General features: G+C 32.4%; 30 protein-coding genes and 1 tRNA gene. All 31 read left to right on the top strand.

Annotated features, from left to right (window positions below):
- The first annotated feature begins 61 nt into the window (after positions 1 to 61).
- On the top strand, positions 62 to 367 hold the full coding sequence (locus LJE08_RS00230) for an HU family DNA-binding protein (protein WP_227402033.1): 306 nt from the start codon (positions 62 to 64) through the stop codon (positions 365 to 367).
- Positions 368 to 1,095: 728 nt separating this feature from the next.
- Positions 1,096 to 1,166 (top strand) — tRNA-OTHER (locus tag LJE08_RS00225).
- Positions 1,167 to 1,447: 281 nt separating this feature from the next.
- Entirely contained in the window at positions 1,448 to 2,992 is a 1,545-nt protein-coding gene (locus tag LJE08_RS00220) for a DUF2828 family protein (protein WP_227402032.1), read from the top strand.
- Positions 2,982 to 4,079, top strand: a complete 1,098-nt coding sequence (locus LJE08_RS00215; protein ID WP_227402031.1) for a cysteine desulfurase family protein — start codon at positions 2,982 to 2,984, stop codon at positions 4,077 to 4,079. Before LJE08_RS00220 ends, LJE08_RS00215 begins: the two co-directional genes overlap by 11 nt.
- Positions 4,080 to 4,119: 40 nt before the next feature.
- Entirely contained in the window at positions 4,120 to 4,326 is a 207-nt protein-coding gene (locus tag LJE08_RS00210) for a hypothetical protein (protein WP_227402030.1), read from the top strand.
- Between the two features lie 7 nt (positions 4,327 to 4,333).
- On the top strand, positions 4,334 to 5,536 hold the full coding sequence (locus LJE08_RS00205; protein WP_227402029.1) for a hypothetical protein: 1,203 nt from the start codon (positions 4,334 to 4,336) through the stop codon (positions 5,534 to 5,536).
- Positions 5,537 to 5,545: 9 nt separating this feature from the next.
- A complete protein-coding gene (locus LJE08_RS00200; protein WP_227402028.1) occupies positions 5,546 to 5,788 on the top strand; it encodes a hypothetical protein in 243 nt (80 codons plus the stop codon).
- Positions 5,789 to 5,809: 21 nt separating this feature from the next.
- Positions 5,810 to 6,853 carry a hypothetical protein gene (locus LJE08_RS00195; RefSeq protein ID WP_227402027.1) on the top strand — a complete coding sequence of 348 codons (1,044 nt, stop codon included), beginning with the start codon at positions 5,810 to 5,812 and terminating at the stop codon, positions 6,851 to 6,853.
- Complete coding sequence (locus LJE08_RS00190; protein WP_227402026.1) at positions 6,846 to 8,609, top strand: terminase large subunit domain-containing protein; 1,764 nt, start codon at positions 6,846 to 6,848, stop codon at positions 8,607 to 8,609. Before LJE08_RS00195 ends, LJE08_RS00190 begins: the two co-directional genes overlap by 8 nt.
- Positions 8,610 to 8,719: 110 nt before the next feature.
- A complete protein-coding gene (locus LJE08_RS00185) occupies positions 8,720 to 9,373 on the top strand; it encodes an IS607 family transposase (protein ID WP_227402025.1) in 654 nt (217 codons plus the stop codon).
- Positions 9,336 to 10,514 carry a transposase gene (locus LJE08_RS00180; protein ID WP_227402024.1) on the top strand — a complete coding sequence of 393 codons (1,179 nt, stop codon included), beginning with the start codon at positions 9,336 to 9,338 and terminating at the stop codon, positions 10,512 to 10,514. Before LJE08_RS00185 ends, LJE08_RS00180 begins: the two co-directional genes overlap by 38 nt.
- A gap of 172 nt (positions 10,515 to 10,686) precedes the next feature.
- A complete protein-coding gene (locus tag LJE08_RS00175; protein ID WP_227402023.1) occupies positions 10,687 to 12,258 on the top strand; it encodes a hypothetical protein in 1,572 nt (523 codons plus the stop codon).
- Positions 12,259 to 12,264: 6 nt separating this feature from the next.
- On the top strand, positions 12,265 to 12,450 hold the full coding sequence (locus tag LJE08_RS00170; RefSeq protein WP_227402022.1) for a hypothetical protein: 186 nt from the start codon (positions 12,265 to 12,267) through the stop codon (positions 12,448 to 12,450).
- 55 nt (positions 12,451 to 12,505) lie between these two features.
- Entirely contained in the window at positions 12,506 to 14,191 is a 1,686-nt protein-coding gene (locus LJE08_RS00165) for a hypothetical protein (RefSeq protein ID WP_227402021.1), read from the top strand.
- Positions 14,192 to 14,212: 21 nt separating this feature from the next.
- Positions 14,213 to 14,677, top strand: coding sequence for a hypothetical protein (locus LJE08_RS00160; RefSeq protein WP_227402020.1), 465 nt, complete (start codon positions 14,213 to 14,215; stop codon positions 14,675 to 14,677).
- A 19-nt stretch (positions 14,678 to 14,696) separates the two neighbouring features.
- A complete protein-coding gene (locus LJE08_RS00155) occupies positions 14,697 to 15,545 on the top strand; it encodes a hypothetical protein (protein ID WP_227402019.1) in 849 nt (282 codons plus the stop codon).
- A gap of 386 nt (positions 15,546 to 15,931) precedes the next feature.
- Positions 15,932 to 16,636, top strand: a complete 705-nt coding sequence (locus LJE08_RS00150; RefSeq protein WP_227402018.1) for a GIY-YIG nuclease family protein — start codon at positions 15,932 to 15,934, stop codon at positions 16,634 to 16,636.
- Between the two features lie 58 nt (positions 16,637 to 16,694).
- A complete protein-coding gene (locus tag LJE08_RS00145) occupies positions 16,695 to 16,898 on the top strand; it encodes a hypothetical protein (protein WP_227402017.1) in 204 nt (67 codons plus the stop codon).
- A 223-nt stretch (positions 16,899 to 17,121) separates the two neighbouring features.
- Positions 17,122 to 17,742 (top strand): hypothetical protein, encoded by a 621-nt coding sequence (locus LJE08_RS00140; RefSeq protein WP_227402016.1) that lies wholly within the window; start codon positions 17,122 to 17,124, stop codon positions 17,740 to 17,742.
- A gap of 11 nt (positions 17,743 to 17,753) precedes the next feature.
- Positions 17,754 to 18,194 (top strand): hypothetical protein, encoded by a 441-nt coding sequence (locus LJE08_RS00135; RefSeq protein WP_227402015.1) that lies wholly within the window; start codon positions 17,754 to 17,756, stop codon positions 18,192 to 18,194.
- Positions 18,194 to 18,517 (top strand): hypothetical protein, encoded by a 324-nt coding sequence (locus tag LJE08_RS00130; RefSeq protein WP_227402014.1) that lies wholly within the window; start codon positions 18,194 to 18,196, stop codon positions 18,515 to 18,517. The genes LJE08_RS00135 and LJE08_RS00130 overlap by 1 nt, the downstream gene beginning before the upstream one ends.
- Before the next feature lie 28 nt (positions 18,518 to 18,545).
- Complete coding sequence (locus LJE08_RS00125; protein WP_227402013.1) at positions 18,546 to 19,673, top strand: hypothetical protein; 1,128 nt, start codon at positions 18,546 to 18,548, stop codon at positions 19,671 to 19,673.
- Complete coding sequence (locus LJE08_RS00120; protein ID WP_227402012.1) at positions 19,673 to 20,251, top strand: hypothetical protein; 579 nt, start codon at positions 19,673 to 19,675, stop codon at positions 20,249 to 20,251. The genes LJE08_RS00125 and LJE08_RS00120 overlap by 1 nt, the downstream gene beginning before the upstream one ends.
- Entirely contained in the window at positions 20,251 to 21,072 is an 822-nt protein-coding gene (locus LJE08_RS00115; RefSeq protein ID WP_227402011.1) for a hypothetical protein, read from the top strand. Before LJE08_RS00120 ends, LJE08_RS00115 begins: the two co-directional genes overlap by 1 nt.
- Before the next feature lie 49 nt (positions 21,073 to 21,121).
- A complete protein-coding gene (locus tag LJE08_RS00110; protein WP_227402010.1) occupies positions 21,122 to 21,910 on the top strand; it encodes a hypothetical protein in 789 nt (262 codons plus the stop codon).
- A gap of 94 nt (positions 21,911 to 22,004) precedes the next feature.
- Positions 22,005 to 22,376, top strand: a complete 372-nt coding sequence (locus tag LJE08_RS00105) for a hypothetical protein (RefSeq protein ID WP_227402009.1) — start codon at positions 22,005 to 22,007, stop codon at positions 22,374 to 22,376.
- Positions 22,377 to 22,440: 64 nt separating this feature from the next.
- On the top strand, positions 22,441 to 22,671 hold the full coding sequence (locus LJE08_RS00100) for a hypothetical protein (RefSeq protein WP_227402008.1): 231 nt from the start codon (positions 22,441 to 22,443) through the stop codon (positions 22,669 to 22,671).
- The gene (locus LJE08_RS00095; protein WP_227402007.1) at positions 22,658 to 23,092 is read left to right on the top strand and encodes a hypothetical protein; all 435 of its coding nucleotides are present in this window, start codon (positions 22,658 to 22,660) and stop codon (positions 23,090 to 23,092) included. The genes LJE08_RS00100 and LJE08_RS00095 overlap by 14 nt, the downstream gene beginning before the upstream one ends.
- Before the next feature lie 13 nt (positions 23,093 to 23,105).
- Positions 23,106 to 23,666 carry a hypothetical protein gene (locus tag LJE08_RS00090; protein ID WP_227402006.1) on the top strand — a complete coding sequence of 187 codons (561 nt, stop codon included), beginning with the start codon at positions 23,106 to 23,108 and terminating at the stop codon, positions 23,664 to 23,666.
- A gap of 1 nt (position 23,667) precedes the next feature.
- On the top strand, positions 23,668 to 24,021 hold the full coding sequence (locus LJE08_RS00085; RefSeq protein ID WP_227402005.1) for a hypothetical protein: 354 nt from the start codon (positions 23,668 to 23,670) through the stop codon (positions 24,019 to 24,021).
- Positions 24,022 to 24,028: 7 nt separating this feature from the next.
- Positions 24,029 to 24,559 carry a hypothetical protein gene (locus LJE08_RS00080; protein ID WP_227402004.1) on the top strand — a complete coding sequence of 177 codons (531 nt, stop codon included), beginning with the start codon at positions 24,029 to 24,031 and terminating at the stop codon, positions 24,557 to 24,559.
- Positions 24,560 to 24,567: the final 8 nt, after the last annotated feature.

Genomic DNA, 24,567 nt, shown 5'->3' with positions numbered 1-24,567 from the left:
TTTCTCCCTACAGTACGCAACTTTTTAAGGGTGACTTAATCTAGCACATGAGAGGCAGTGTATGTTGCCTAGATACGGAGGATTTAAAATGACTAAAAACGAATTAATCAGAGCATTAGCTCAAAACTTAGACTTCACAATTAAGGATACAACTGAAATTGTTGAAGTATCTGTAGAAACAATCAAAGAATTATTAATCAAGGGAGAAGATATCAATTATCCAAACTTTGGTAAATTTGTAACTCAAATTGCAAAAGAACGTACTAGAGTTAATCCTACTACTGGAGAAAAGGTTGAATGTCCTGCTCATAGAGTAGTTAAGTTCAAACCTAGTCAGTCTTTTAAAGATTTGATTGCAGAAAAATAAACAACAACTTTGGGAGGTCTTGCACTTCCCTCCATATCGAGTAATACATTCATAGACCACTCCAACCAAGGCTTGCAGACCATCGTAGAGTTTATGAATGTTGGTGAAAATCCAACTATACTCGACCATAAAAAAATTCAGAGAGGAGGTTCGAAAACCTCTTCCGTTACAACACAGGAGCTGAACCTGTTTCAGCATACATATTAACTTGATATTTATTTGTCTTTATAGAAGGTAGGTGATTAACCCCTTCTTTCCAACGTACTTATCACAAATAGGTTGAAGGTTAATATGTATTTACACATGTAAATCGTTGGACTAAAGCCAATGATTTGCACCAATCAAAACAAAAAGAACGCATACAGCAATCTAAAAAAGTATCAAGAACAAATAACAGTAAAAAACAATGGTTTATAAAATTATCACTTTAAAGCGTTCTTACTATTAAAACCTTCAACAATACGTATAGTGTGGAATTGTTGAAAAGATTGTTGTGGCATGAATAGCTATCATGTGCATGACAACCGTTCTGGTTAATGGTTATCCAGTAAAATGGGTAAAATATTTTCCCACAAATGGCTTATTGGCACAAAGATGTTTTCCAACTGTAATAAATTAAACTGTTTTCTCATTTTACGGTGAATTTCCAAGCATGTTTTCATTACTCCTTTTACATATATATCAATAATTCGGTTGGAGGATATCTTTGTGTTAATAAGTCTGCGCATATCAAGATAGAGTAGTGGCAACTCGTTAGATAGAACTCTAAAGACCGTAGGTTCGAATCCTACTCTTGATTACCAAAAGAAAACTCATACAGCAACTTTTTGCAGAAGACTGTTAATCTTTGAAATGAGTTTTGAATATCGCTAAAACGACTCAGACAGCAAATTAAAGACCAAACTATATCAAACGTTAATTTCAAGAAAGTTTAATTGTGTGTCATTTAGACGCATTTCATTTTCAGAGTCGTTAAACTTTGTTAATTATAAGCGAGCACTTGCAGCAAATTATAAATTCAAACGCCATGTATTATTTTGAAACGGTGCTCGTATATTGGGCGTTTAAGGAGAAAAAGAGATGAAAATTGAAGACATTAAAAATGAATTGAATTCTGAACTTCAATGCACAGAAAATGGTGCGTTGGGTTATGCGACGTCTGGAAAAGCTTTATTAGATATGAACTTTAAAACAAGTTCTATGCGAAATATGACTAACAGTGATATTCTTGCATTATTTAATGTAGCAATGGCAGAAGATCCAAAAATGACAATTAAATGGTTGTTCTTTTTAAGGGATCGAGAACAAGGTATGGGCGAACGTAAATCTTTTAGAATTATGTTAAAGGATTTATGTGAAGATAGCCCCAATCTTGTTATGAAGTTAATTCCATTAGTTCCATATTATGGTAGATGGGATGATTTGTGGTGTTTATTGGACACTAGATATACGTATGTATTTCAGGAGTTAATTACTGTTGTCGGTGATCAACTTTCGGCTGACATTCAAAACATGAAATCAAACAAACCTATTAGTCTTTTAGGCAAATGGTTACCTTCTTTATCTAGTAAAAAACAAGAAAATAGATGTTGGGCTGCTAAAATTCGTAAAGCTTTGTTCTTAAGTAAAGAAGAATATAGAAATATTTGTACTTCACTACGTAAGTATTTAGATGTTGTTGAGGTCAAAATGTCTGGAAAAGAATGGTCAAAAATTAATTATGAAACAGTTCCTTCTCGTGCTAATTTAATCTATAGAAATGCATTTTTGAGGAATGATGAAGCTAGACGTGTCGAATATTTAGAATCCTTGAAGAAAGATAAAGCTAAAATCAATGCAAAAGTCTTATCTGCTTCTGATATTGTTCATAGTTATTGTGACCCATCAGGATGGCACATTCAAGTTCAGTCTTATGATGAATCTTTAGAGCAACTATGGAAGAATCTTCCTAATTATATGCCAGATGGTGCATCTGCTATTGTTGTTTCTGACTCATCTGGAAGTATGCTAACTAAAGTTGGAAATACAAATTTAACTGCTTATGAAGTTTCTGAAGCGTTAGCTATTTATATGAGTGAAAGATTAACTGGTGAATTTAAGGATTGTTTTATTACATTTAGTAGTAAGCCACAGTTGTTGAATATGTCAAATTTTAAAAGTTTGCATGAGAAATTAAAGTATTATAATTCTGAGGCTTTAATGTCTAATACAAATATTAAAGCAGTTTTTGACTTGATTTTAAGAGTTGCTGTTAATAATCATTATTCACAAGAAGATTTGCCTCAAAACATTATTATTTGTAGTGACATGGAATTTGATGAGGCTCAAGGATATTTTTGGGAGCCAAACGCAAGATATTCCAAAGCAGACTTTGAGGTTATTAAAGATGAATATGCTGAACATGGATATAAAATGCCAACCTTAACATTCTGGAATATTTGCGGACGAACAAATACTGTTCCATTACAAGAGAATGAATTAGGTATTCATTTGTTGAGTGGATTTAGTCAGGCTATTGTAGACATGGCATTCAGTACTAAACTTGATCCATATGAATGCTTAATGGAAAGATTAAATAGTGAAAGATATAACATGGTTGAAGAGGCGTTGTCTGATGAAAAATAAAGTGTATTTAGACTATGCTTCTACTTCCCCTCTTTCTCAGAGTTTTCTTGGAAAGTTGGATATTTTGGCTATTGATTGGTCAAATCCAAGCTCTTTGTATGGCTCAGGCCACTACAATAAACATGTTATTGAAAAGACTCGTGAAAAAATAGCAAATATGATTAATGCCGAACCAGAAGAGATTATTTTTACTTCTAGTGGTTCAGAAGCAAATGCTTTAGCTATTGATGGGTTTTTGAAAGCAAATAAAGATTACGAGGCAATTTGCTCAAATATTGAGCACGCTTCCATATATAACAATCCAAATGCATTACATGCTTTAAGAGTAGATGAAAAAGGATTTGTATCCCCTGCTCTTTTAGAAAATCATGAACATAAGTTAGTATCTGTTATGATGGTCAACAACGAAATTGGAACATATCAACCGATTAAAGACATTGTTGAAATCGCTCATAAAAATGGATGCATTGTTCATACGGATGCAGTTCAAGCATTTGGAAAGACAGAGATTGATGTCAAATATCTAGATGTAGATATGATGTCTATTTCTGGTCATAAAGTAGGTTCTCTTAGAGGAGTTGGAGCTTTATATGTTAAAAAAGGTATCAAATTAGCTCCTATTATATATGGAGAACAAGAAAATGGTTTAAGAGGTTCAACTTATAATGATTTTGCTATTAAATCTTTATCTAATGCGTTAAATGACGTAAATTATGATGATTTAATTGGCATAAAGTCAAAAAGAACATTCTTATTAAATCGTTTAATGAAGAATGAACATATTAGATTAAATGGTTCTTTAGATATGAGAGCCGAATCTAATATTAATATTAGAATTAAAGATATTTCAATTAGTGGAATGCAGATTGTGCAACTATTAGATGATGCAGGATTTGAAGTTAGTTCAGGATCTGCTTGTCATTCTAGTAGTGCAAAACCAAGTCATGTATTGAAAGCTATTGGATTATCTGATGAAGATGCTTTACATAGCATTCGCATTACTATCGGCAAAGAAACGTCTGTTCAAAATTTAATAGATTTTGCCGATGCGTTAGAAAATATTATAGAAATGAATTTAACTGCCTAGAAATGGGCAGTTTTTTTTATTTATAAACGGAGGAACAAAAATGATTACAAAGGAAATGAAATTAACTTATAAATTAGACAATGTATCTTTTGCCGGAAATGGCAATTTAATTGATTCAGAGGCAGAAATTGTTAAATTGATGGAAGATTTGAAAGCTGTATTTGGCGATAAAGAATTTACTTTAACGGCGGCAAGTCGTTCTAAACAGATGATTGATAATGCCAAGGATTTTGTAGATGAGGAATAGTTGTCGGATGGTAAGTAAAGGAAAAGAAATTAATGCAGAAGAATTCGAGAAGATTCTTTCAGAATGTGAAGCTAAAATGTCTGGATTAAATGAAGATGACTGGCAGGATATTATTGATCGACATGGTTTAGATATTAATAGAGACACATTAAGAAAGAATTGTACAGGAATTTTTGGTTCTGTTTTTGTTAAACAGTACTATGAAGAAAAAAATGCCAAAGAGGAATATTCAGATAACGAATATATTCAAAAGTTAGAAGATAAGAAACGTGAATTAGAACGTGAAAAGATTAAATTTCGTGATGAACGAAATGCATGGAATAAGCAAAATTATGCTAATGCACGTTTAGAAGAAACATTACATTTATTAGAAGATAATCTAAAACAGATTGGTAATGTTGAATTTAAAGTTCATGAAATTCCAGATTCTCATGGCGAAAAAGAATTAATAATCTGTTTATCAGATTTACATATCGGACAAACATTTGATTCTTATTTTGGCAAATATAATACGGACATTGCTAAGCAAAGATTAAACCAATATTTAAATAAGATTATTCAGATTGGTAGAACACATGATATTGGGAGTGTTAACGTTGTGAATTTAGGGGATACCATCAGTGGAAGTATCCATAAGACTTTGCAAATTACAAACAAAGAGAACGTGATTGAGCAAATTAAAATTGCTTCAGAGTTAATTGCAAGTTTCTGTTATGAATTAACAAATGAATTTAATAGTGTCAAATACTTTGCTATTAATGGAAACCACGATAGACTCGACAAAAAAGAAGATGCATTACATGATGAGAGATATGGCGATTTAATTAACTGGGCGGTAGATATTATGCTTGCAAATGTAGATAACTTTCATTATCTAAACCATAGAAATTTAGATAATGGTATTGCTGATATTAATGTTTTAGGAAGAACGTATCTAGCATGTCATGGAGATTTTGACCCAATGTCTAAACAAGGTGTTGCTAATCTATCTTTTATGTTAGGAGTGTTCCCTACTGCTATTTTAAGAGGACATATGCATTATCCTGCTATGAGCGAATTAAACGGGGTTCAAGTAATTCAGAGTGGAAGCGTAGCAGGTTGTGGTGATTCATATACCATCGAAAAACGTTTGAATGGGAAACCATCTCAGACAACATTGGTGTGTGATAAAAATGGTATTGAATGTATTTACAATATTCAATTGGATTAAGGAGAAAATATGAATAAGTTAGATGAAATTCGAGAAGAAATTGCAGATGAAGCCATTGACGATTTTATTGTTGCGTTAGATGGCGCTATCGAACTTACTTTTGCAGATATGGTAGATGAAGGATGCTCTTACACAGAAACGGCAATTGCTAAATCTGTCATGACTAGTTTTGTGCATAATTTCTTTGAATTGTTAGAAGATGGTTCAGACGAAAACGCATGTTGCGGAGAATGTTCTAACTGTCAAGCTTAATAAATAAGAGGAGATGGTTGTATGGCGTATATGAAAACCCCTAAAACTCCTGCTGAAATCAAGAAGGCTACTGCTCCTACTCTACGAAAAGAGTATGCTGCATTAGCTGATCAATATAAGAAGATATTAAATGACGAGCTGATCAAATGTCCACATTGTGGCGAATGGTTGGCTCGTTCTAATTTTTACAAATCAAGTAAATACGGATTAGGTTATTACCCTATTTGTAAAAAATGCGTTATTAGTAAAGTTGAGCAAATTAAAGACAAAGATGATAAACCGAATGAAACAAAAGAGTCGGTTATCAATATGTGTCGTGAGATGGATATTCCATACGTTGATTCGCTATATGAATCATGTGCTCATACGATCTATAACGAAACAGGAGAAAAAGTTAAAAGTTCTCCTTTTAAACAAATGCTGACTAGTTTATTGAGTTTGCCTCAATATATTAATCAAACATTTAAAGACAGTGAATTGCCTTCTGATTATGAAAATAATGGAATGCGAGGAAATGTTAAGAAACAAACTATTAAAAGATTTGGCAATGGATTTACCAATGACGATTATTTGTTTTTACAAGATGAATATGATGATTGGGTAACACGCTATGAATGTTCTACTAAAGCACAGGAAGAAATTTTTGTTAGGCTATGCTTTAAAAAACTAGAAATTCGCAAAGCAACTTTGCAAGGCAAACCGACAAAAGATTTAGACAGTAGCTATCAACAATTGATGTCTACAGGGAATATTACACCAAGACAAAATTCATTAGATACTTTATCAGAAGGACAGACATTTGGTCAATTAATTCAGAAATGGGAGACTGAAAGACCTATTCCTGAATGTGACCCAGAGTTAAAAGATGTTGACAAAATTGGACAATATATAGATGTGTTTTTTAAAGGTCATATGGCTAAGATGTTAAATCTGCAGAACCCTTTACAGAAAATATACGAGTCATTTATGAAAAAATTTACTGTTACTCGCCCTGAATACCAAGAAGACGATGATTCAGAAGAGTTATTCGACAAGATATTTGGAGAGGTATCAGATAATGGCTAAACAAAAAAGTGCTCAACAAGTTGTCCAAGATAAAGCAAACAAAATAATGGATGGGGTAGCTGCATGGTGTTCATTTTATAGAGCAAACCCTCAGAGATTTGCTAAAGATTTTTTACATATTAGATTAAAACTATTTCAGAAGATACTGATATATATGATGATGTGTACTAATTATTTTATATACATTGCGTCAAGGGGTCAGGGTAAGACTTACCTAATAAGCCTATTTTGCGTTATTAGATGTATATTATATCCCGGTACAAAAGTCATTATATCTGCAGGTGTAAAATCACAAGCTTCAGAAGTTATTGGAAAAATTAAAGATGATTTTCTTAAACAGCACCAGTGGGGTTCTGCAAATCTTTGGAATGAGATTAGCGATATTAAAGTGGGTTTAAATGATTCAAGTTGCGAATTTAAAAATGGATCATGGATTAAGATTGTTACAGCAAATGACAATGCACGTTCAAAACGAGCAAATGTCATAGTAGTAGATGAATTTAGAATGGTATCTAAACATGTTATTGATACTGTTTTAAGAAAGTTCTTAAGCGATCCTAGACATCCTGGTTATTTAGATAAGCCAGAATATTCAAATTTACAAGAACGAAATAAAGAGCTTTATGCAACATCTGCTTGGTATTCAAGTCATTGGAGTTTTCAAAAAGTAAAGGCTTTTTGGAAAAATATGATGTTAGGTAGAAATTATTTTGTAGTTTCACTTCCTTATCAAATTGCAATTAAAGAAGGATTGCTTCAGAGAGAACAAGTAGAGGATGAAATGTCAGAAGATGATTTCGATCCAACGATTTATTCTATGGAAATGGAAGCTTTGTTTTACGGCGATACAGACGGAAGTTTTTTTAAGTTTGACGAGCTTAATAACCGTAGAACTTTAAAGAATTGTTTCTATCCTTTAGATGTTTATCAACAAAAAGATATTACAATTCCAAAACTTGTAGCAGGAGAAGAAAGAATACTTTCAGTGGACGTTGCGTTAATGAGTTCCAAGAAGAACGCAAATGATGCTTCGTCATTACTTATAAATAGTGCAATTCCTACTTCAGAAACAAACTACATTAGTAATATTGTATATATGCAAAATGAAGAAGGATTGACAACGGATGAATTAGGTTTAGTTGTTATGAGAACTTTTTATAAATATAAATGTACTCAATTAGTTGTCGATACCAATGGAATTGGTCTAGGACTGTTTGATTTTATTATTAAAGATCAGTATGATCCACAAACTGGAGAAACATACAAAGCATTTACTTGTGTAAATGATGACGAAATGGCATCAAGATGTAAAGTTTCTGATGCAAATAAATGTTTGTGGTCTGTTAAAGCGACTGCACAATTTAATAATGAAATTTGTATTTTACTGAGAACAGGTTTTCAGAACAATAAGATTAATTTGTTAAAACATGAGATTGAGGGAGAAGAAATCCTTCGCACTAAGTTTAAAAGTTTTAATAAATTACCAACTAAACAACAAACTCAATTAAAAATTCCATATGTTCAAACTTCTGCTTTAATTAATGAATTAGTTAATCTAGAGCATGAAATCAAGAACGGAAATATTAAAATTATGGAAAAGTCTGGTATGCGTAAGGATAGATACTCTTCCCTTGCCTATAATTACTGGACTTTACAACAAATTATTAGAAAGAAAAAACCAAAGCGTCAAGAAAGTAACATAGCTGAATTCTTAGCTTCTACTTCTAAGAAAGCAGATTATGGACTATTACGTTAGAAAGGAGGAGGCACATGTTTTGTATATCTTATAAATTGTTATAAACATGTGTTGACTTTTATAACTTTAATGATAGAATAATGTATAAACTTTATAAGGAGATTGTAATTATGAGTAAATATTATTCTATCAATGAATTTTCAAAAATTTTAGGAGTGTCGGCTCAAACACTGAGAAATTGGGACGCAAATGGAAAACTTCATCCTCACCACACTTCTAGCAATGGATACAGATATTATTCTCACGAACAGTTAAATCAAGTTATGAATATAAAACCTAACTTAGATAGAATTGTTATTGGATATTGTAGAGTTTCAAGTAACAAACAAAAAGATGATTTGGAAAGACAAATAGAGAATGTGAAGTTGTATCTCAACGCACAAGGTAAACCTTATGAAATTATTTCTGATATAGGTTCTGGGATCAATTATAAGAAAAAAGGACTAAAAGAACTAATTAAACGAATTTCTCAAAATAAAGTAGAAAAAGTTGTAGTTCTTTATAAAGATAGATTATTAAGGTTCGGATTTGAGATGATTGAATATATTGCAAGTTTATATAACTGTGACATAGAAATAATTGATAATACGGAAAAACCAGAACAACAAGAACTTGTAGAAGATTTAGTTCAAATCATTACAGTTTTTAGTTGTAAATTACAAGGTAAACGTGCTAATAAAGCTAGAAAATTTGTAAAAGAATTAATTGAGGAAGGAAGTGCATCGAATGATAAAGTCAATAAAAGTGAGATTGAATCCAAATAATAAACAATTTACTAAGTTGTTCCAATATGCTGGATGTGCAAGATTCGCTTATAATTGGGCTTTAGTTAAAGAACAAGAGAATTATAAACAAGGAAATAAATTCTTATCGAATAGTGAATTACGAAAAGAATTTACACAGTTAAAGAAATTACCAGAATATCAATGGCTGAATGAGGTAAGTAATAATGTTACAAAACAAGCCATTAAAGATGCTTGTAATGCCTATCAGAGATTCTTCAAAGGACAATGCAAATACCCTAAATTTAAGAGTAAGAAACACTCTACTCCATCTTTTTATCAAGATAATATTAAGATTCGGTTTACAAATACTCATGTGAAAGTCGAAGGCTTTACAATGAGTAAAAAGAAGAATAAACAAAAACTGAATTGGATTAGACTTTGTGAAAAAGGAAGAATACCAACTGACTGTAAATATATGAATCCACGTTTTACTTGTGACGGATTATATTGGTATGTGTCAGTTGGAATTGAGGTAAATGACAATACCTTTCTTCCTTTAAACGATGGAGTTGGAATAGATTTAGGCATCAAAGATTTAGCAATTTCTTCTGACGGAAATATTTATAAGAATATTAATAAAACTCAAAAAGTAAAGAAAATAGAGAAAAGAAAACGTAGGTTGCAACGTTCCATATCAAGAAGATATGAAAAAAATAAGAAAGGAGGAAGTTACTGTAAAACAAGTAACATTATAAAGAGGGAAAAAGAACTTTTAAAAGTAACAAAACGATTAACGAATATTCGTCATAATTATTTACATCAAATAACATCTGAGATAGTGAAACGAGAACCAAGTTTTATCTGTATAGAAGATTTGAATGTAAGTGGAATGATGAAGAATAGACATTTGTCCAAAGCAGTACAACAACAAGGATTTTATGAATTTAGGAGACAAATTGAATATAAGTCTGAATGGAATAACATTCCAGTAATTATAGCTGATAGATTCTTTCCGAGTTCAAAATTATGCAGTTGTTGTGGAAATATTAAGAAAGATTTGAAACTGTCTGATAGAATTTATAAATGTGAATGTGGAAACATCATAGATCGAGATTATCAGGCAAGTCTGAATCTAAAAATGTATGGAGAAAATGTTTTGAAAACACAATCTGTAGCATAACACTTTCAAGTTATTGCAGATATGTACCGAGCGTTAATCGGGAATTTACGCCTATGGAGAGTACAAGAACTTGTGAGTAGTGATTGATTTATTAACACAAAAGCATACTCGATGAAATAGGAATGAAACATAAAAGTTTATAACTTTTTATAAGTTTTCAGTAACGGAGGCTGTGGCGAAAACTGTAACAAAACGAAAGGCAAAGCCTTCCAGTAAAGTGGCTCAAAAGCCAAATCCTGCATTAAGTAGAACGAATAAAAGAAGTGCTAAAGAAATGCAAGAATGGTATGAGAAAAATAAAAACACTATTGAAACATTTAAAAAAGCACAAGATGCGTTGGATTTATTGCAAGTACAGAATCCAACGAAGAGTGCTACAAAAGCGTTTTCTACTTTTACAAAGGAAAATCTAAGGACTTACTTAGAGAACCCCTTTTCCAACTCAAAGAACTTACGTAATTTGAGTAAGTATTTGTATTATAGAAGTCAGGTATATAGACGTCTGATTCAATATAATGCAAATATGATTAACCTGCAATATCGCTCTGTTATTCCACCATTTCAGATAACAGAAGATAATGATCCACAAACAGTATTGCAGTCATATGCAGATACTTTGAGTTTGTTGGAAAAAATGAATTTAAATCTGGCGTTTAAGCCTGCTTGTATCACAGCATTCAGAGAAGATGTTTTCTTTGGATGTGCTTATTTAGATGATACAGGCTTTTTTATTTTGCCAATTGATCCAGACTATTGCAAGATTGCAGGAGTCTATGGAGATGGTTCATTGGCATTCTGGATGGATATGACTTATTTTCAAAAAAATGCAGACTATCTAGAATACTGGGGAGAACCATTCCAGACAATGTGGAAAGAGTATCAAAAAGACACAATGAATAATAGGTATCAACCAATGCCTGAAGAACATTGCGTTTGTTTAAAAGTGGACATGACAGATTGGCAGAATCCTATTCCACCATTTATTGGTCTATTTGATTCGTTGATCAATTTAGAAGATTTAAAGAACATTACTGCTATTGTGGATGAACAACAGATTTATAAAATGTTGGTTGCTACAGTTCCATTAATTAGTGGTAGTGATGATGTAGATGATTTTGCAGTTGATCTTAAAACGGCAGCAATATATTTTAATTTAATTAAAGATGCATTGCCGAATTATACGACTGCATTATTGTCACCTATTCCTATCAAAGATATTCAATTTAACGGGGATCAAACTAGTGATGTGAATAAAGTTGAGAACGCAACTAAATCTGTTTTGAATATTTCTGGTGGTGCACAGGTATTGAATAGTAGCTCAATAGCTGGAACTACGGCATGGAATGGAGCTATTCGTTCAGACGAAGATATGGCTCTTTCTTCCCTATTACCTCAAATTCAAACTATTGTAAATAGATTGGTATCAACTCAATTATCCAATCCATCAAAGATTAAATTCATTGGTGTTACTACATATACAGTAGATGCATTTAGAGATAGTGTAATCAAGGCTTGTACTTACGGTGTGCCAAATAAATTGTTGATTGGTACGTTAAATGGATTTAGTGAATTAGACACATTGTCTATGGCATATTTAGAAAATGATATTCTGCAATTGCCACAGAAATTTATTCCATTACAGAGTTCAAACACTCAAGATACAAGTCAGATTAATGGGGATAGTCAAACACTTACGACTGATGGCGAAAAGTCCATAGATAAGAGAGACAAAGCAAAAGGATAAAAGGATATGAATGAGAAAAACTCAAACTTTATTGTTACGGATGATAAAGACGTGCGTAAAACGCTTATGTCTTGGAATTTACTAGAAATTCACAATAATGACGGTATGTATGTTTTTGTGAATGAACCTAAGAAATTACAAGCAAATTTTGAAAAATTAAATATAGAATTTACGAATACTTTGTATTTTTAGATGAGTCCTTTACTGGACTCTTTTTTTATTTTTGAGAAAGGTGGTGAAGGCTCAAATGGATAAAAAACAACGTATTTTAACCGTTGATGATTTGTATAAATGTTGTGTAGAAAACGATATATTTCACTTCTCTGCTGAAGATTCTAATAAACGTCTAGTAGTTTCAACTCAAGGCTACTTTGAAGCTGAAGAAGATGATGAAATTCAAGAAACTGAAGGTTTAATGGGATTAAAAGTTAAGATTTTCCATACTGGAAAAAATCGAAACAAGTCATTTATCTCTAAAGAAAATACTGAAAAATATATGAGTTCTATTAAAAACAGACCGTTATTAGCATATATTCATCAGTTGCCTGATGGATCTTATGATTTCAAACAACACGACAGACGAACAGTTGTGAATGCAGACGGAGAAGAAGAGATTGAATATCTTGAAAGTCCTATTGGACATTTTACAAATGATGAACCGTGGTTAGAAGAAGATAAAAAGAAGAAGGATAGATATTACGTTCTTGGCAAGGCAGTTGTTTATGAAGAATATACAAAAGCTTGTGAAATTTTAAAAAACAAGAATGGTAGTGATTGTTCAGTCGAACTAGAAATTCAAGATTTCTCTTTCGATGCTAAGAGCAAGACCTTAAATATTGAATCGTTCTTTATTAAAGGTGTTACGTTGCTTGGTTCTAAGGTGAACGTTAAGACTGGTAAGGTCGAAAAAGTGTTGCCCGGGATGGAAGGAGCAAAAGTAACATTGGAAGATTTTATGTCAAATACATCTAGTGATGGATGTTTTGAAAATAACGAACAGAAAGGAGGTAATGAGGATATGAACAAATTTGAAGAATTATTAGCTAAATATAACAAGACAGCAGAAGATATTGATTTTGATTATGTTGATATGTCTGATGAAGAATTAGAAAATAAATTTGCAGAATTGTTTGAAGATGCCGGAGCTGAAGAAGGTGCTGAAGATACAGTTGAAAGTACAGAAGAGCCTGCTGAAGGAACTCAAGAATCTACAACAGAAACAACAGTAAGTACAGAGGAGCTAGAACCTGCTGAGGAAGTTGTTGTAGATGATGAAGAAGGCAAAAAGTCTGAAAAGAAAAAATCCGTTCTGTCTGTTAATGAATTGGAGAATGGTGATTTACAAGTTTCTTTTGAATTAAGTCATGATGCTAAACGTGGAAAGATTTATAAAGCGTTAAGCAAAATAGAAAACGATCCAGACTTTACTGGTTGGCTTGATTTACTTACTGTGTATGACAATTATTTTATTGCAAGAATTTATACCAGAAACGATGATGAATTGTTTGGTCAAAGATACGAATTCGATGCAAATGATAATCTAGTTCTTATTGATGAGCCATATCAAGTGCATGCAGAATTCTTAACTAATGATGAATATGCGGCATTGAATGAAATGCGTAGCAACTATTCTGCAATGGTTAGTGAGTTAGAAACTTACAAATTAAATGAAGCACGTCAATCAAAAGAAGATGTGTTAATCAAAGATGAGACATTCTCTCAATATTTAGATGAAGAAGAATTTAAAGAATTAAAAGCTAGTATGGATAAATATTCTTTAGATGAATTTAAAGAAAAAGCAGATTCTGCTTATGGAAAAGTTATTAAACGTTTGGGCGCACCTAAAAATGCGTCTTTTTCTATGCCTAGACATCAAGTGTTTAGCTTTGAAAACAAAATTGACAGTCCATATGGGGACTTATTTAAAAAATAAAAAATTTAGGAGGAAATTAAAATGGCAATTAAATATCAAATTACAAAACATGGCTATGCTTTCCCTACTAACGTGTTAGCCGGAAAAGGTGGCGAACACATGTACGACTTATTGATGGATAAAGACCGTGCAAATGGTGAAGTTGTAGCGTTAAACGAATGGCAAGGAATGCAATATTTCTCAGTCAAAGAACCTACTGGATTAGCAGCAGTAGTTTTAGAACAAGCAGCTAATGGAAATTGGTATGTGCGTATTACTGCAGCTGGTGATGCTGTAATTATTCGTTCAGTTCCAATGATTGCAGAACAATTTACAAAAGAATTTGAAAGCGAAGCAAACTTCTATAACGCACAGGGTGAAATTGCTCGTGGATATAGAGCACACGAAGGTGACATTTGGGAATTGTCAGCAAATTTATTCGACAAGACACCAGCAGCTAAAAACACATTAACTTATGCATCTGGAAAATGGACTGTTGGAGACTAAGGAAGGAGTTTAGACGAACATGAAGAATTTAGTACAATATTTTAACGTAGAAAATGTTACAGAAGATAACATTAAAGCATTATTAAAAGATGCTGCTTATAATTCATACCAAGATGGTGTGACAAAAGAACAAGCTAATGAAACAATTCGTACAGCAATGTTAAAATTGTTTGAATTAGCTCCAGAAGATTTAAATAACAAGAAATTAGTAAAACGTGCATTGAAACATCACAAAGATGAATTTTTCGAAGTTATCGAAGATATTGTGGATGACATGTTAGTGACTGGATGGAGCAACGACCCATTCTTCATGCAATTTGTTGATATGCACAACATTGCAGACGGAGACAGTGCTACTTTTGTTACACAAGAAGAAGTTATGTTAACAACTGCACTAGTAAGTGGAGATCACCACGATATTATGCTCCAAAGATTAGGTGGTAACCAGAATTATACAGTAACTACTTCAACTTATGCAGCTGCTGTAGGTACAGACATTCGTTTATTCTTAACTGGACGTAAAGACTGGGCAGAATTAGTAAATGCTGTATATAAAGCATTTGACAAGAAAGTTAAAGATACTGTTTACGCAGAAGTGATGAACGTAGGAGATAAATTACCAGTTTCTTCAATGTTTAACAAAGCAATGGCAATTTCAAAAGAAACTAAAGGACAATTAGATGAATTAATTGAAAATGTTTCTGCTGCTAATGACAACTCTGAGGTAGTTATTATGGGTACTTCAAGTGCTTTAGCAAAATTAGAAAACTTAGTAGATGTTAACTGGATTTCAGCTAACGCTAAGAATGAAAAATATGAAACAGGCCGTTTAGGTTTATATCAGGGAACTGCGTTTAAACTATTATAGACGCCGTATAAAGAAATTTGTATGTAAAAATACACATTGAATTGCTGGAAAACCCTAAAGATAAATATGCTACAACGTAAGGATGAAATATACCTAAGCGTGAATGCTACGAAAGTAAAAAGAAATATTTATATGAGAGCGAGGTTAAATCCCCTGCTCTTTTTTAATGGGCAATCAGCAGCCAAGGCTCGAACAGAGCAAGGTTCAACGACTATCCCGTAAGGGAGTAGGTTTGCAAGCGATTGGCAAGCCGAAGTGGTGTGCGTCATTTATTGATGATGAAGATATAGTCTGCACTCTTAGCGAAAGCTAGAGGTTCTAAAAGAACAACAGGGTTAGCGACCCATTTTTATTTTCCAAATAAAAGAAGAACAGGGATTGATAAAATGAAAGAATTGTGTGGAATATACTGTATAACAAATACGGTAAATAATAAAAAATATATTGGACAATCTAAAAATATACACAAAAGATGGAAAGTCCATAAAAGTTATTTAAATAAAGGTAAACACGTAAATGAACATTTGCAATTTGCCTGGAATAAATACGGAGAAGATAGTTTTGATTTTTCGATTTTGGAATTATGTAATATTGATGAATTAGACGAAAAAGAAACTAGTTATATTTTAAAAATGAATACAATGGATGAAAATATAGGGTATAACCTTCAATGTGGTGGAGGTGTAAATAGAATAATTGCTGAAAGTACTCGTGCTAAACTCATTGAGGCTGGCAAGAAAAGCCATATAAATTATAAACCTGACCCAAATAAAAGGGCGTGGAATTATGGTAAAAAAATGCCACCAGAATACGGTGAGAGGGTTAGACAGGCTAGGCTTGGTGTAAAAGCATCAGATGAAGCACGGTTAAATATGAGTAAATCACGTACTGGAGCTAAGAATCCACGTGCAACACCTGTATATAGTCCAGAATTAGATGAATCTTTTTGGGGAGCAAAAGAAGTTCAAGATAAATACGGTTTTAATAAAAATCATATTTCAAATTGTATTAATGGAAAAAGAAAACATTGCGGTGTACACCCAATCACCGGAGAACAATTAACATGGGTAAAATTGGAAAATAAATGTTAAACACAATGGAGTAGAGGTACCTCAACGATTAGCTCGTAAAGGTTCTGGTTTAGAAAGAATGATTGCATCTGATAAATTATTTGTAATGCCAGTCGGAATGGACAAATTTGTTAAGTTCGTTAATGCAGGTGATGCAGAAATTATCGAAGTTACTGAAAAAGGTGCTCGCCAAGATGATATGATGACTTTCGAATATCAACAGTCATTCGGTGTTGCTACTGTAGTAGGTAAATACTTCGGTGCAATCAAAATTACAGGTTAGTTTGTAATTATAAATTCAACTGCTATGCATTTGTGTAGCAGTTTTTTAGCTCGTCTACTAGAGTAGAAGGAGTATCTTATGGCGTAATTAATATGTCATTTGCATTAGCTCGTGTACCAGTGTACAAGGAGTTACTTGACACGTAATTAGTAGGTACAAGGAGCAACGGGTACGCTACGTGCGTGTCTTGCATTTTTTAAATTAAGGAGAAAAAGAGAAAATTATGGAAGAAACAAAAAAGAAATCAGCACGCAGAAGTTCTGTTAAAAAGACTCCTGCAAAAAAGACAGCTTCAAAAAAAGACAAAGTCGCTGCAGAAGTGGCAAAAGAAGTAGAAGAAGTTGTCGAAGAAAAAGTTGTTCCAACTGAACAACCTCGTGAATTTCAAAAAGATGATTTAATTGAAGTGAAAAGCGTATTTGCCGGATCATGTACTTTAGTTGGACGTAGAAGTGGAAATGTATATGTTTGGGAGACATTAGGTGAAATTCAATATGTTGAATATCAAGACTTATTGGCTGAAATCACTAATAGATATTCTAAATATATTTATGAACCACTGCTATTAATTGAAGATGAAGACGTTATTAATAAAAACCCAAAACTTAAGGATTTGTATGACGCTATGATTGACGTAGAAGAGATCGAAGATTCATTATTAAATGATTCTGTTGAAGAACTGCGTAGCATTTTGATCACGCTGCCTTCTGGATTGAAGGAAACAGTTAAGAGCGTTGCTTCAACTTTAATGCAAGACGGAGCGTTATATGATGTTCGAAAAATTCGCTTATTAGATGATTTATATCATACTGCACTATCAGAACAATTAAGTCTATATCAATAGGAGGTGCTTAAATGACACCTTACGAAACTATTTTTAATAGCTTCTTAAAAAGAATTGAAGATGAAATTTTACCTAAATTTGAAGAATCAGAACAAAATGAAATTCTAATTGGTTATTTAAATGATGCAATTGCTATGATGACGGCCGATGATTTAATGATAGAGCATGATTTAAACAATAAAGATGATGATTTAATGGAGTTTACTGATGATTTAAATAATTTAGAGGTAGAACTTTTATCTAAAGTCATGGTTGTTTCGTGGTATGAGCAAAAAATCAATTCTATTGAAACTACAGTTATGATGATTGGTGTAAGTGGTGAAAAATGGACGAGTCAAAAAGATTTGGCTGAGTCTATGAAGACCAGACAAACCAAAGCTTATAAAGAAGCTAGGAAATTAGCCAGAGGTTATCACTATAGAAATAATAACTATTTAGGTGGTGATAAATAATGGTTGAAAATAAATATGGCAAGTTTACTAATGAGCAGTTTGAAGAGTTTAAGAAAAGACTTCATGGGCAAATTCATTGGTTGCTTGTGTACGAAGATGAAAAAAATCCCATTTTAGATTCATATTTTCAGATTGTACAAGAAAAGTTGGCTGGTTTAAATTCTTTGTTAAACTTCCCTTCTCAAATTGTTGAAATGATGAATCTAGTTGAATCTGCACGTATTGAATATCAAGACAAAGAAAATCATAATCATAAAAGATATCGAAAAATCATCTTGGACATTCATGCTTTGGTAGATAAGATTGGTGATTCTGATGAGTAATATCTTTAATAAAAGGATGCAGATAATTATGCCTCAAGGTAATTTAGGCGCAGCTATTACGGAGCGCACTAATATTATAGAGGCTAAAAACTTTTCCCATGACCAAAACTATCGACACGGTATGCTTTATGATTGGGATATGAACCCACTTGAAGAAGTGGATTTTAAATTTGAAAAAAATAAAACTTATAGTGCCCAAGGGCGTGATGTTGAATATATGATTCATTTCATGCCGAATTATAATCCAGAATTTAAGTTTAAGGATAAATTTTACAAAAACGATGGACGAGAAAGATTGGGCTTCTATATTGATGTAAAAGATATATCGAAAAATTTATTTGAAAAATGGTTAATCGTTGGTAAAGATGATCGATCAGCAATGGACAGATACAATGCGCTTAAATGCAACTGGTGTTTGGAATGGATGGATAACAATGAATATCATAGGGCTGTATGCGTAATGAGAGATTCCTCTAGTATAACCGAAAATTCCACAAAGCCAAAAAATAATGATTTAGGTGGTCGATATATTTATGGTGAGATGAATATATTGTTACCGTCTAGTAAATTAAGCCAAACTATTCATTTAGGATCAAGACTAATGGTTTCTGATGATTTAAAAAATCCTCAAGTGTTTGAGGTTATTAAGATAAAAGATACAGTGCCTTTGGGTATTACTGCTTTATATTTAGAGCAGGTTTTATTTAATGCTCATACAGATTATTGTGGCATTTTGCCTGATGATTTGTCTAGTTTTAAATTTGATGATAAACCAGAAGACTTACCTGATGGGTTTGGAGGACAATATCATTATATTTGTAGTTGTTTAAACGCACGGGTAGAAGAAGAAGTCCAGCCTGAACCGAAAGAATTCTTACTAAAATGCGAAGCTACTAAACTTTATATTAATGGGCAGTTTGCTACGGTTCTTGCGTTATGTGAAGATCCTGATGCAGTACCAGATTGGCATATCTTCATAGACAGTGAAGAATATCAAATAGATGAATTAAAAGATGATTTTATAATTGAATCAGATAAAGACAAATTAAATATCAAATGTATAAATTTAGATTTAGCTAAATATATTGTTAAGATTGCAGTTTACGATGCAGATAAAACATATTACAGTTTTGTAGAAATGGAGGTCGTTAGATAATGGCATTTAAACCAAAAGATGACGTAAAAGAACCAAAGTTGTCTACTCATATTAGAGATGTTTTAAAACGTAGTTTGGGTGCAGAGTTAGCGGTTCATGAAGATGAAATCTATAGAACTAAGCACAAAATTATGGAGTTGTTAACTAGTAATCAAGATTTGTTATCTTGTATTCGTGCAACGGATATTGGATCTTCAGATTTAGATAACGGTGATTTATATCGAGATAAATATATATTTGATTATTTAAGGCTTCCTGACTTAAAGCATGAAGTTAAAAACTATGTTTGTTTTGAAGTAAATGATTCTATTAGTACATACGATAGTCGTGTAACACGAACTATTACATTTAGAGTTGTGTCTTATAAGGGCGAAACCACTACTGACTGGGGTATTTCTCGTCAAGATTTAATGGCTCTAATTGTGAAAGATATTTTTGATTGGAATGGCGATTTTGGTCTTACTTTATTGAAGACTAGAGATACTGGAGCTGTTACTGCTGATGATTATTACTATCGTGAGCTTGTGTATACAACTTCTCCACCAAATAATTTACACAAGAAGATGAATGGTAGATAATGAATTATCAAGCTTATTCATATACAGATTTTGATGTTGCTCAAATCTATAAAGGTGACGATTTTGTAGTGTCTGATGATATTGTTATTCATCAACCTACTATTCAAGAAATTATAGATTTTGGCGAGTCAAATTTCTGGCATACTATATTTCTATTTACATGCAATCCTACATCAATGCGAGTTGCTTTGTGGGATGCAGGACAAGATTGGAACAAAATGGATGATTTTGTTCTTTTTATTTCGCTTGTTTCAAATATGAAGCCAGAAAAGACTTCTATATTATTTGGTGATTTAGATTTTAGTCAGTTTGATGTTTTAGAAGATGAAAATGAAGATTACATTTTAATTAATAGAGTGAATCCGTTAATTCAAATAGATAGAAAAATATATGAAAAATTAGTTAGTTACTTACGAATGGTGTTTAACTCAAATCCAAAAGTTGAAAAGATCAAAGGAAAGTTTTCTAAGCAATTAGTTATTGATGGCGAGAAAGCAGATATGGAAGCAAAGGCACAATTAGAAGGAAATACTTTGTGGAAAAACTCAACTCTGTTCCCTTTACTTTCTGCTGTTACAAATCATGCAGGCTTTCAATACAATTTGCAAGAAGTACAAGAATTGACATTTTTTCAATTCATGGATGCTGTTAAACGTATTCGAGTAATTGATACATCAAATGCTTTACTGGGTGGCATATACTCAGGAATGCTAGATACTAGCAAAATGAAAAATTTAGATAAGGAATTAGATTGGACAAGAGATTTGTACGAGGTTATACCAGCTTCTATTAAAGAAGATGACAAACCAAAAGACAAGTAGCTTGTCTCTTTTTAATTTATAGACACTTAAAAATAGGAGGATAATTAATATGATTAAATTGGGTGAATATTATGTAGACCGTTTCTTAACTGTTGCAGCATTGGATCCAAAAACAAATGCCTTAAAGGCAGTTTTGAAAAACGTATCTGAAGGAAGTATTGAAATCTCTGCTGAAAGCAAAGAAGTTAAAGATGCTCAAGGAAACTTGATTCAGAAAATCTATACTGGTAAAACTGGTACATTTACATTCAAGAATGCATTGTTGCACGCAGGTGCTCAGGCATTGATTAGTGGCGGAAGTTTAAAAGAAGGAAGATCAGATGCTAAGCTTTCTGTAACAATGACAAAAGAAGTTCCTTTTGGTACAACTGAGGTTGTATTAACTGGAGCTAAAGAAGGAACTATTACTGTAGCAGGTATTAGTGGAAGTGCTGCAATTGTTAAAACTTATACAGTAGATACTGCTGCAACTGCTGAAAAAGCTTCATTCGTTACTGAGGGAAGCAAGTTAACATTACCTACCGGTGCACAAACAGGAGTTACTTCTTACTTAATCACTTATGATGCAGATTTAGAAAATGTTGTTGGCTTTACTAACAACGCTAAAGAATTCCCTTCAACTATTAAATTAGTAGCTCGTGCTGTAATCTATGAAGCATGTGATGCTGTTGAAGGTAAAGTAGGTATTATCGAAATTAAGAGTGCTAAATTAAGCCCAGAAACAACTATGGATTTCCAATCAGATTCTACTTTGGATTTCAAGGGTGACATTCAGGCTGATTACTGCTCAGCTAATAAAGAATTGTATTCAATTTATTTCTTAGAAGACGATGAATAATGTAATTAAGGCGTAGATATTCTGCGCCTTATTGTAGTAAAGAGAGGCGAGAATTCGTCTCGCTTTTGTTTAGTGCAATTATGGAGGTTAAGCAATGAAAGAAAAGAATAACGTTAAATGCGTGATTTGCGGCAAGGAATATCATTACTGTAATTCATGCGATAGTCATAAGCCGTCTTGGATGATGAGTTTTTGTTCAGACAACTGTAGACGTATTTATAACGTAGCGTCTTGTTATAATGCAAAAACAATTGATGGTGAGCGTGCTTTAGACGAAGTAAAACAATTAGATATTAGTAAAATCGAAAACTTTAGTAATGCGACAAAACGCATTATTAAAGATATTTTGTCGTTAGACAAGAAGGAGGAAAAGGTCGTAACTATGCAAATGGATAAAGAAATCGAAGCACAAGATGTGATCGTAACTCCTAAAAATAAATCTATCAAGAAGATGAAACGAAGATAGTGATTAAATTTATGGGTTATAATCACTAGATTATAGCCCTTTTTTTGTATGGAGGAAATGGAAAATGTTAATGCAGAAAAGTTATACAACCGGAAAGATTTACGATCCGAATAAAACGGCTCGTTTGGTGAATTGTAAACAAGTGGCATTCTATATGTCAAAGGAAGTAGAAATTTTAGACTTCTATCCTAGCAATGATTTTAAAACTGGTGAACCTCTTTTGGTTTTCATTGTAGATAAGACGGATAGTCATGAAGCTTATGAGGAATGGTTAAGTAATCGTGAAGGAAATTAATATTGTAATAGATAATTCGGTAATTGATGAATATGCCGAATTTTATTTTAGGCAACACCCTAGAGCAAAAAAGAAACCGATTGAAAGACCCACTATTCCCTCTTTAAATACTTGGATTATTTTACCAAGGGTGCAAATGAATGCATTAAAGCAAAAATATAAAGATTTTGGAATATGGTACATCAATAAACTAGGGTTGCAAGATAAACATTTAGAAGAATTTGAAATGGAATTTACAAATTATATGCCGACAAAAAGGCGTGTTGATGCAGATAATTGTGTGCCCAAATTCATTTTGGATTCTTTTACCGAGAGTGGTTTTATTGTGGACGATGATAGTTTACATTTAAAAAAATTAACATTGATGTGTGGATACGACAAAGATAATCCACGCACAGAAATTAAAGTAATAATTTTATAGGAGGAAACGGAAAATGGAAAAAATCAAATTAGAACAAGTTGAACAAAATGGAGAATACGAAGTTGTACAGCAAGTTGTACCGGTTGATAGAAAAATTGCATATGCAAAATTAATTGCAGAAGACGTTTGTGACGAAATGGATAATGGCGTTGGTGTAATTGATGAAGTTATGAAGGAATTAAATACTAGATTATATGGCGTTGTTTTGTATACAAATATTGAATTAGAAGACGTTGCTTTAGATGTCTATGACAAATTAAATCAATATGGTGTATTTAATCAAATTGAAGAAGTTAGTCAAGATTATAAAGATTTTGTGCGTATTGTTAATGCTGCTTGTGTAAATAAAGAAAAAGAATATTCATTACCATCTATTGCTGCTGAACGAATGAAGGATTCATTTGAATTATTGCAAGATTTTGGTGACCATATCAATATGATTTTAGATAGAGTTGACCCTAATCTATTAACTAAATATTTGTCTAAGGGAGTAACTATGTTTGCCAAAAAGATGCCTGATTTTAGCAAAATGGAAAAATTTGATATGAATAAAGTCAAGAAAGAGTTGATGTAATATGGTTCAAATTAATCAGATTAAAGACAGAGCACAGCAAGGGAAAAGAACTATTGATCAGTTATGCTCTGTGAAACGTTATTTAAAGACTAGTGACAAATTTAAATTAGCTGAAGAATATAAAAATGTTATTCAACAGCATAAAGATGATTTTAACGGTGCAATTCCATTTATTGGTTTCGTATATTTTCATTTGTTAGTTATCAAATATTATACAAACATTGATATCGAAATGAGTTATTCGTGTTTTGATGAATTAATGGAATCAGATATTCTTCCTCTTGTATTAGGGTATATAGACGCAGATTACAATTTGTTACTTAAAGTGTGCAATTTGAATTTGGGAAAGGAATGATATTTCTATGGATAGTTCTCTTTTGTGGATTATAGACATAGTACAAAAAGAAGTAAGGAGACGTATTTCGGACACAATCAAGCGTAATCAAGAAAAATATGAAGATTATATTAAAAGACAACGTGGGTTAATGATTTTAAAGTGGTTTGTTATTGGTGACGGAACTCGATGGAGTGTTGATAAGCAGCAACATGTCGACACTCGTTTTAGCGCTTCTGGGATTAATGCAACCATTACTTTTCATTCATATACATTCACGGAAGGTGTTGGAGATTTTGAAAGAGCTGAAGCGTGGAAAGCCAGAAAGGCCAAGGATGGTATTGCCCTCGAAAAAAACGAACCAAGTGAAGAATATGTTTCTAAATTAATTTGGGAAGAAGGAATTATTGGTTTGCCGGCAGATAGTACAGTTTCAGATTGGGTCAATCCTTGTTTTCATAGAATGGATGAACCTTTAGATCAATATATGCAAACAACAACTGACTGGGACATTGTAGAGGAACAATTAAAACAAATGATTTCCAATGATATTAATTAAGGAAAGGA

It is taken from the genome of Holdemanella sp. DFI.5.55 (assembly GCF_020593575.1).
GTDB classification, from domain to species: domain Bacteria; phylum Bacillota_I; class Bacilli_A; order Erysipelotrichales; family Erysipelotrichaceae; genus Holdemanella; species Holdemanella hominis.
This window is presented reverse-complemented; position numbering and strand designations above follow the sequence as displayed.